The sequence below is a fragment of the Nitrosomonas communis genome (assembly GCF_900114745.1).
Taxonomy (GTDB): Bacteria; Pseudomonadota; Gammaproteobacteria; order Burkholderiales; family Nitrosomonadaceae; genus Nitrosomonas; species Nitrosomonas communis_A.
In genome coordinates this window covers 46,135-52,240 of sequence record NZ_FOUB01000026.1, presented here as the reverse complement: position 1 = coordinate 52,240, position 6,106 = coordinate 46,135, and the positions used below count along the sequence as shown (strand labels likewise).

Annotated in this window: 5 protein-coding genes, 3 tRNA genes and 2 riboswitches; of the genes, 5 read left to right on the top strand and 3 right to left on the bottom strand. The window is 43.8% G+C overall.

What is annotated here, in order from left to right; translation table 11 throughout:
- On the top strand, positions 1–228 hold a 228-nt coding region (locus BM122_RS10985; RefSeq protein WP_143083406.1), incomplete at its 5' end, for a transposase.
- Between the two features lie 261 nt (positions 229–489).
- On the opposite strand, the gene BM122_RS10980 is transcribed toward BM122_RS10985, so the two are convergent.
- The 3 genes from BM122_RS10980 to BM122_RS10970 all read right to left on the bottom strand — a co-directional run bounded on the left by BM122_RS10980 (position 490) and on the right by BM122_RS10970 (position 822).
- Positions 490–564 (bottom strand) — tRNA-His (locus BM122_RS10980).
- Positions 565–630: 66 nt separating this feature from the next.
- Positions 631–707 (bottom strand) — tRNA-Arg (locus BM122_RS10975).
- Between the two features lie 38 nt (positions 708–745).
- A tRNA-Pro gene (locus tag BM122_RS10970) sits at positions 746–822 on the bottom strand.
- Between the two features lie 472 nt (positions 823–1,294).
- A riboswitch (glycine riboswitch) is annotated at positions 1,295–1,392 on the top strand.
- A gap of 12 nt (positions 1,393–1,404) precedes the next feature.
- Positions 1,405–1,508, top strand: a riboswitch (glycine riboswitch).
- Positions 1,509–1,549: 41 nt separating this feature from the next.
- Here BM122_RS10970 and gcvT point away from each other — a divergent pair.
- The 4 genes from gcvT to gcvPB all read left to right on the top strand — a co-directional run bounded on the left by gcvT (position 1,550) and on the right by gcvPB (position 6,001).
- Entirely contained in the window at positions 1,550–2,641 is a 1,092-nt protein-coding gene (gene gcvT, locus BM122_RS10960; RefSeq protein ID WP_074905596.1) for a glycine cleavage system aminomethyltransferase GcvT, read from the top strand.
- Between the two features lie 40 nt (positions 2,642–2,681).
- Positions 2,682–3,071 carry a glycine cleavage system protein GcvH gene (gene gcvH, locus BM122_RS10955; RefSeq protein ID WP_074905595.1) on the top strand — a complete coding sequence of 130 codons (390 nt, stop codon included), beginning with the start codon at positions 2,682–2,684 and terminating at the stop codon, positions 3,069–3,071.
- A 58-nt stretch (positions 3,072–3,129) separates the two neighbouring features.
- Positions 3,130–4,491 (top strand): aminomethyl-transferring glycine dehydrogenase subunit GcvPA, encoded by a 1,362-nt coding sequence (gcvPA, locus tag BM122_RS10950; RefSeq protein ID WP_074905594.1) that lies wholly within the window; start codon positions 3,130–3,132, stop codon positions 4,489–4,491.
- Between the two features lie 64 nt (positions 4,492–4,555).
- Positions 4,556–6,001, top strand: a complete 1,446-nt coding sequence (gene gcvPB, locus BM122_RS10945; protein WP_074905593.1) for an aminomethyl-transferring glycine dehydrogenase subunit GcvPB — start codon at positions 4,556–4,558, stop codon at positions 5,999–6,001.
- The last annotated feature ends 105 nt before the right edge of the window (positions 6,002–6,106 follow it).

Genomic DNA, 6,106 nt, shown 5'->3' with positions numbered 1-6,106 from the left:
GAACAGATAACGAAGAAGGGGGTTCAGGCTGTGATACCGAGAAAGCGCAACTCGTTGAAGGGTAATGCAGATATGGATTGGGGTTTATATAAATATCGGCATTGGGTGGAGAATGCTTTTGCCAGGCTAAAACAGTATCGGGCAATAGCAACGCGATACGACAAACTGAAGCGAAATTACGAGAGTATGGTAGCCATAGCGTGTGGATATCTGTGGCTACCTATGTGAAATGTCAACAGACCCTAATGGCAATAAATTTATACTGAAGAATATATGAATATAAGCTGAATAATCTGAGAAGAATAAAAGTAGGATTACAAGCGCCTTGTTAGGCAAAGATTGCGAGGCCACTATTTAAACAACAATATGTTTTTTGTGCCTGAGCGGTGGCGCGGTTTTACTCCTGGGAAGATTAGAGCCTTGTTTTGAAAGTGTTAGCTTGTTGTGGGGCTAAAAAGTGAAATGACAGATGTAACTACTTGATTTTAATGGGGTGGCTGATGGGGATTGAACCCACGACAACCGGAATCACAATCCGGGACTCTACCACTGAGCTACAGCCACCATCTACTCTAAATCGGTATGCTAATCACTTTACCAATGACTTTTTGTAATTTAAAGATATAGTCTTGGCGTGCCCGACAGGAATCGAACCTGTAACCCCCAGCTTAGAAGGCTGGTGCTCTATCCGGTTGAGCTACGGGCACTACTCAAGCCGGGTTTAATCCAACACAGCAGAATATACTGGTCGGGGTGGAGAGATTTGAACTCCCGACATCCTGGTCCCAAACCAGGCGCGCTACCAGGCTACGCTACACCCCGGAAAGTCGGCTAATATACCTTTTTAGAAAGTATTCGTCAAATTCCAATTTATATTTACTAGCTCAGCAAATTTTTATTTCTACAGGATGGCAGGCTAATAAGGCTAAAGCAAAGACTTTTTTCCAGCTCATTTGCAGAATTGATATCATGATAAATATGAATGATTCAATATTAATTGAAATAAGTAAATTTGTCTCTATTCAACAACTTTTTTATTTACTACTATTGATCTGCCGTAAATAGCTAATAATAGATAATATCTAAATTCCTTTCGTATTTTATTTCCAGTATGTATTGATTAATACAGCACTTTATCTGTTCCTTTAGATTCTCCTTTGTATGAGAAAATTCAGAGATGTTGTTGCATACTGGAAAGAATATTTTGATATCTTGATACCTGAAAAAAGAATGATCCATATAACCATCTTGTTTCGCTAACTTAGCTAAGGTATAGTGGCGACCTGCCATTTAATATATCCAAGCAGGAGAGTGCGCTTTGTTTAAGCGCCGCCGAAGGCGTAACCCCCCCGGAATCGCTCAGGTATAGTTAAGAAAAACAGCATTGACTAAAAAACTGCTTGCGACAGGCAATCTGGAGAGCGCCGAACTGTGAGTTCAGCCACCGAAGGGGCACGCGGACAAAATTCTACCGTAAAACTCTCAGGTAAAAGGACAGAGGGGTGAAGTCCAAGAGAAGGCTTCATTTTTTATCTTAGGGAGAAAATCTGTGCTAAAAATAACCCCTCTTAATCAGACCCACCGAGACATGAACGCAAAAATGGTTGATTTTGGTGGTTGGGATATGCCGCTTCATTATGGATCACAACTAGAAGAACACCATAAGGTTAGGCAGGATGCAGGTATGTTCGATGTGTCACATATGCTGGTTGTTGATATTCAAGGTGAGAATGTTCGTCATTTTCTGCGACAACTGGTTGCCAATAATGTAGATAAGCTTACTGTATCAGGTAAAGCGCTTTATACCTGTATGCTTAATCCTGATGGTGGGATCATTGATGATCTTATTATCTATTTTTTATCAGAATCCTGGTTTCGATTAGTAGTCAATGCAGGTACTGCAGATAAAGATGTTGCATGGATCACTTCACAACGTGATAAAACCGCACCTCATCTTGAAATAAAACCACGCCGTGACTTGGCAATGATTGCCGTACAAGGTCCCAAAGCACGCGTTAAAGTCTGGCAAGTCATTCCCAGTTCCCAGGCAGCCACGGAAAATCTGAAGCAATTCCAAGCAGCAACATTCGAGCAATATTTTATTGCACGCACGGGCTATACCGGGGAAGATGGTTTTGAGATTATTTTACCCGCCAGTGACGCTGTGGATTTCTGGAAAAAACTATACGCAGCGGGTGTAGCGCCGGCAGGATTGGGTGCGCGCGATACGTTGCGTTTAGAAGCCGGAATGAATCTTTATGGTCAGGACATGGATGAAGCCACTAACCCACTCGAATCAGGATTAGCCTGGACAGTCGATCTGAAAAGCGAGCGGGATTTTATTGGTAAGCAAGCGCTCTTGCAAACGACTACCAAACGACAATTATTCGGTCTATTATTATTGGATAAAGGTGTACTTCGTAGTCATCAGAAAGTGGTAACGCACCATGATCAAGCTGATGGTGAGGGAGAAATTACCAGTGGTGGTTTTTCACCCACGCTTAATCAATCAATCGCTTTGGCACGCCTGCCAGCAGAAGTCGCCATTGGCGAAGAAGTTCATGTATTGGTACGAGATAAAAAACTCGCTGCCAAAGTCGTAAAATATCCATTTGTACGAAACGGTCAAATTTTGGTTTGACCCCGAGACCACTAAAATTTTCCTAATTTTGGAGTTAAAAATGAGTATCCCAACACAACTAAAATATACAAAATCACATGAATGGGTAAAATCCGAAAGCGATGGCACAATCACGGTAGGCATCACCCAGCACGCTCAAGAATTACTCGGAGACATGGTATTTGTTGAATTACCAAAAATTGGCCGCACGCTTGCACAAAAAGAGGAGTGCGTCGTGGTTGAATCTGTCAAAGCTGCCGCCGATGTTTATTCTCCTGTAGCAGGTGAAGTTGTTGCAGTGAACTCTGAATTGGAATCTTCACCAGAAAAAATCAATCAAGATCCCTATCAAGCATGGTTATTTAAATTGAAGCCAGACAATGCTGCTGACCTAGCAAGTTTACTTGATGCGCAGGGGTATGAAAAAGCATTGGAAAGCGAAGGACATTAACTTCCAGTTCTTTTCTTTTTGATTCATTGCAATGAAATATTTTTAAATACTATCAATCATGCCGTTCATTCCTCATACTGAAGAAGATGTCAAAGAGATGCTTGCAAGTATCGGAGCAAGCTCTATTGAAGAATTATTTGATGAAATTCCTCCTGATCTAAAAACAGGCGCATTAACACGTGTACCCCCAGGCATGTCTGAGATGGAGATATCAAGACTCATGCTGGAGCGCGCGCAAGCTGATGGATTTTATCTCAGCTTCATTGGCGCTGGCGCCTATGAACACCATATTCCTGCAGCAGTCTGGCAAATTACGACTCGCGGTGAATTCTATTCTTCCTACACGCCCTATCAAGCTGAAGCAAGCCAAGGTACGCTCCAATTATTGTATGAATACCAAACGATGATGGCCTCATTGACTGGTATGGACGTATCAAACGCAAGTCTATATGACGGTGCAACAGCACTTGCTGAGGCTGCTTTGATGGCTGTTCGCCAACATAAGACATCACGTCGAATTCTGGTGCCGCGCACGGTTCATCCTGCTTACCGTAAGGTATTGCACGCTATCGTCAGAAACCAGGATATTGAGGTGGTGGAAATCCCTTTCTGCCCTGAGTCAGGACAGGTTCTCCTTGAGCATCTTGAACCATTTGGCCAAGAAGATTTTGCTGCACTCGTCATTCCCCAACCTAATTTCTTTGGTGTTCTTGAGCAAGTCGATGCGATGACAGACTGGGCGCACAAAAAACATTCATCCGTCATTGCTGTCGTGAATCCAATGTCGCTTGCGATGCTGGTGCCCCCAGGCGAATGGGGTGCTCAAGGCGCAGATATTGCAGTGGGTGAAGGTCAACCTCTGGGTATTCCTCTTTCCAGCGGCGGACCTTATTTCGGGTTTATGACATGCAAGCATGACTTGGTTCGCCAAATGCCAGGGCGCATCATCGGCCGAACGGTTGATTTGGATAATAAACCAGGTTTTGTGTTGACTTTACAAGCACGCGAACAACATATCCGTCGCTCCAAAGCCACCTCGAATATCTGTACTAATCAAGGATTAATGGTAACAGCAGCAACCATTTATATGTCTTTATTAGGGCCTGAAGGATTACGGCAGGTAGCGGCTCAATCACATGCTAATATGTTACAGCTAACAGAGCAATTGGAGAAATTACCCGGGGTAAAACGAGTCTATAGCGGATCTTGTTTTCATGAGGTCACACTGACGCTACCGGGACCAGTTAATGAAATTCTGCAAGCCCTTAAGGAACAACGGATTCTTGGCGGATTAAACTTGCAAGAGCATTACCCTGAATTGAATAATGCTTTGCTAGTATGTGCCACCGAAACGAAAACAGCTGATGATTTGAATAAATACAGCGAAATGCTCGGGAAGATTCTTAAAAAATACGGATGAATCGGATCCAATTATCATGCAACTCCAGTTGCTTTGAATTAATCTCCAATTATGTAAAAATCATATGTTGATATTTGAACACTCACGACCTGGACGGCGTAATCGCTCGCAATTTTCAACCATCAAAGCAGAAAAACAGAATATTCCACAAAATCTGCTACGCAAATCGCCTATGCTTCTGCCGGAGGCTTCGGAGATGGATGTAGTACGTCATTACACCCGCCTTTCCCAAAAGAATTTTTCAATCGATACAGAATTTTACCCGCTGGGTTCCTGTACGATGAAATATAACCCGCGAGCTTGCAATGCGCTCGCGATGTTACCGCAGTTTCTGGCACGACATCCTTTGGCGCCCGAAGACACAGGACAAGGCTTTCTTGCTTGCATGTATGAACTGCAGGAAATATTGAAGGATGTAACCGGGATGGCAGGCGTTAGCCTGACACCTATGGCAGGTGCGCAAGGTGAGTTAATTGGGGTCATGATGATACGCGCCTACCATGAGGCACGTGGCGACAAAAAACGCACGGAAATCATCGTGCCTGATGCTGCGCATGGCACCAATCCGGCTACTGCTGTTATGTGTGGCTACAAAGTGGTCGAAATAGCCACAGATAAAGAAGGTAATGTGGATATGGCTGCATTAAAAGCAGCTGTCGGCCCACAAACTGCTGGTTTGATGCTGACTAATCCCTCAACTTTGGGAGTTTTTGAGAAAAATGTTTCCGAGATGAGCCGTATTGTTCATGATGCAGGTGGGTTATTGTATTATGACGGAGCCAACCTTAACGCTGTACTCGGTAAAGTCAAGCCAGGCGATATGGGGTTCGATGTTATTCATATCAATTTACACAAAACTTTCTCAACACCTCATGGCGGCGGCGGTCCTGGCGCGGCCCCAGTAGGTGTCGCCGAGCGTTTGCTGCCCTATTTACCTGTACCTATGGTTGCTTATGAAAAGGGAGTCTATCGCTGGTTGACTGAAAAGGATGTACCACACACAATCGGTCGATTATCAGCACATATGGGGAATGCGGGAGTATTGCTGCGGGCTTATGTTTATGTACGTTTGCTGGGAGCAAAAGGAATGAACCGTGTTTCTGAATACGCCACGCTCAACGCCAATTATTTAATGGCAGAATTGAGCAAAGTCGGCTTTGAGATTGCCTTCCCGACACGACGCGCAAGCCATGAATTTATCGTCACACTGAAAGAGATCAAAGAAAAAACAGGTGTTACTGCGATGAATTTAGCTAAACGACTCCTGGATAAAGGCTACCATGCGCCTACCACCTATTTTCCAATATTAATTCCCGAGTGTTTGCTCATTGAACCTGCCGAAACAGAGTCCAAAGAGACGTTAGATGCATTCGCTGCTGCCATGAAGGAAATTCTGGTAGAAATTCAGGAGCAAGCAGAAATGGTAAAAAGTGCTCCGCATGATATGCCTCTACGCAAACTGGATGACGTCAAAGCTGCCCGGGAATTAGATTTAACCTGGAAGCCATAATCAATTGCGATTGTACTTCAAATATTAGCTGACTCCCCGACTGATCTGTTTGAATATTGATCTGTTCGGGGAAAAGCTTTTCTTATGTACTTTAGATACTCTCCA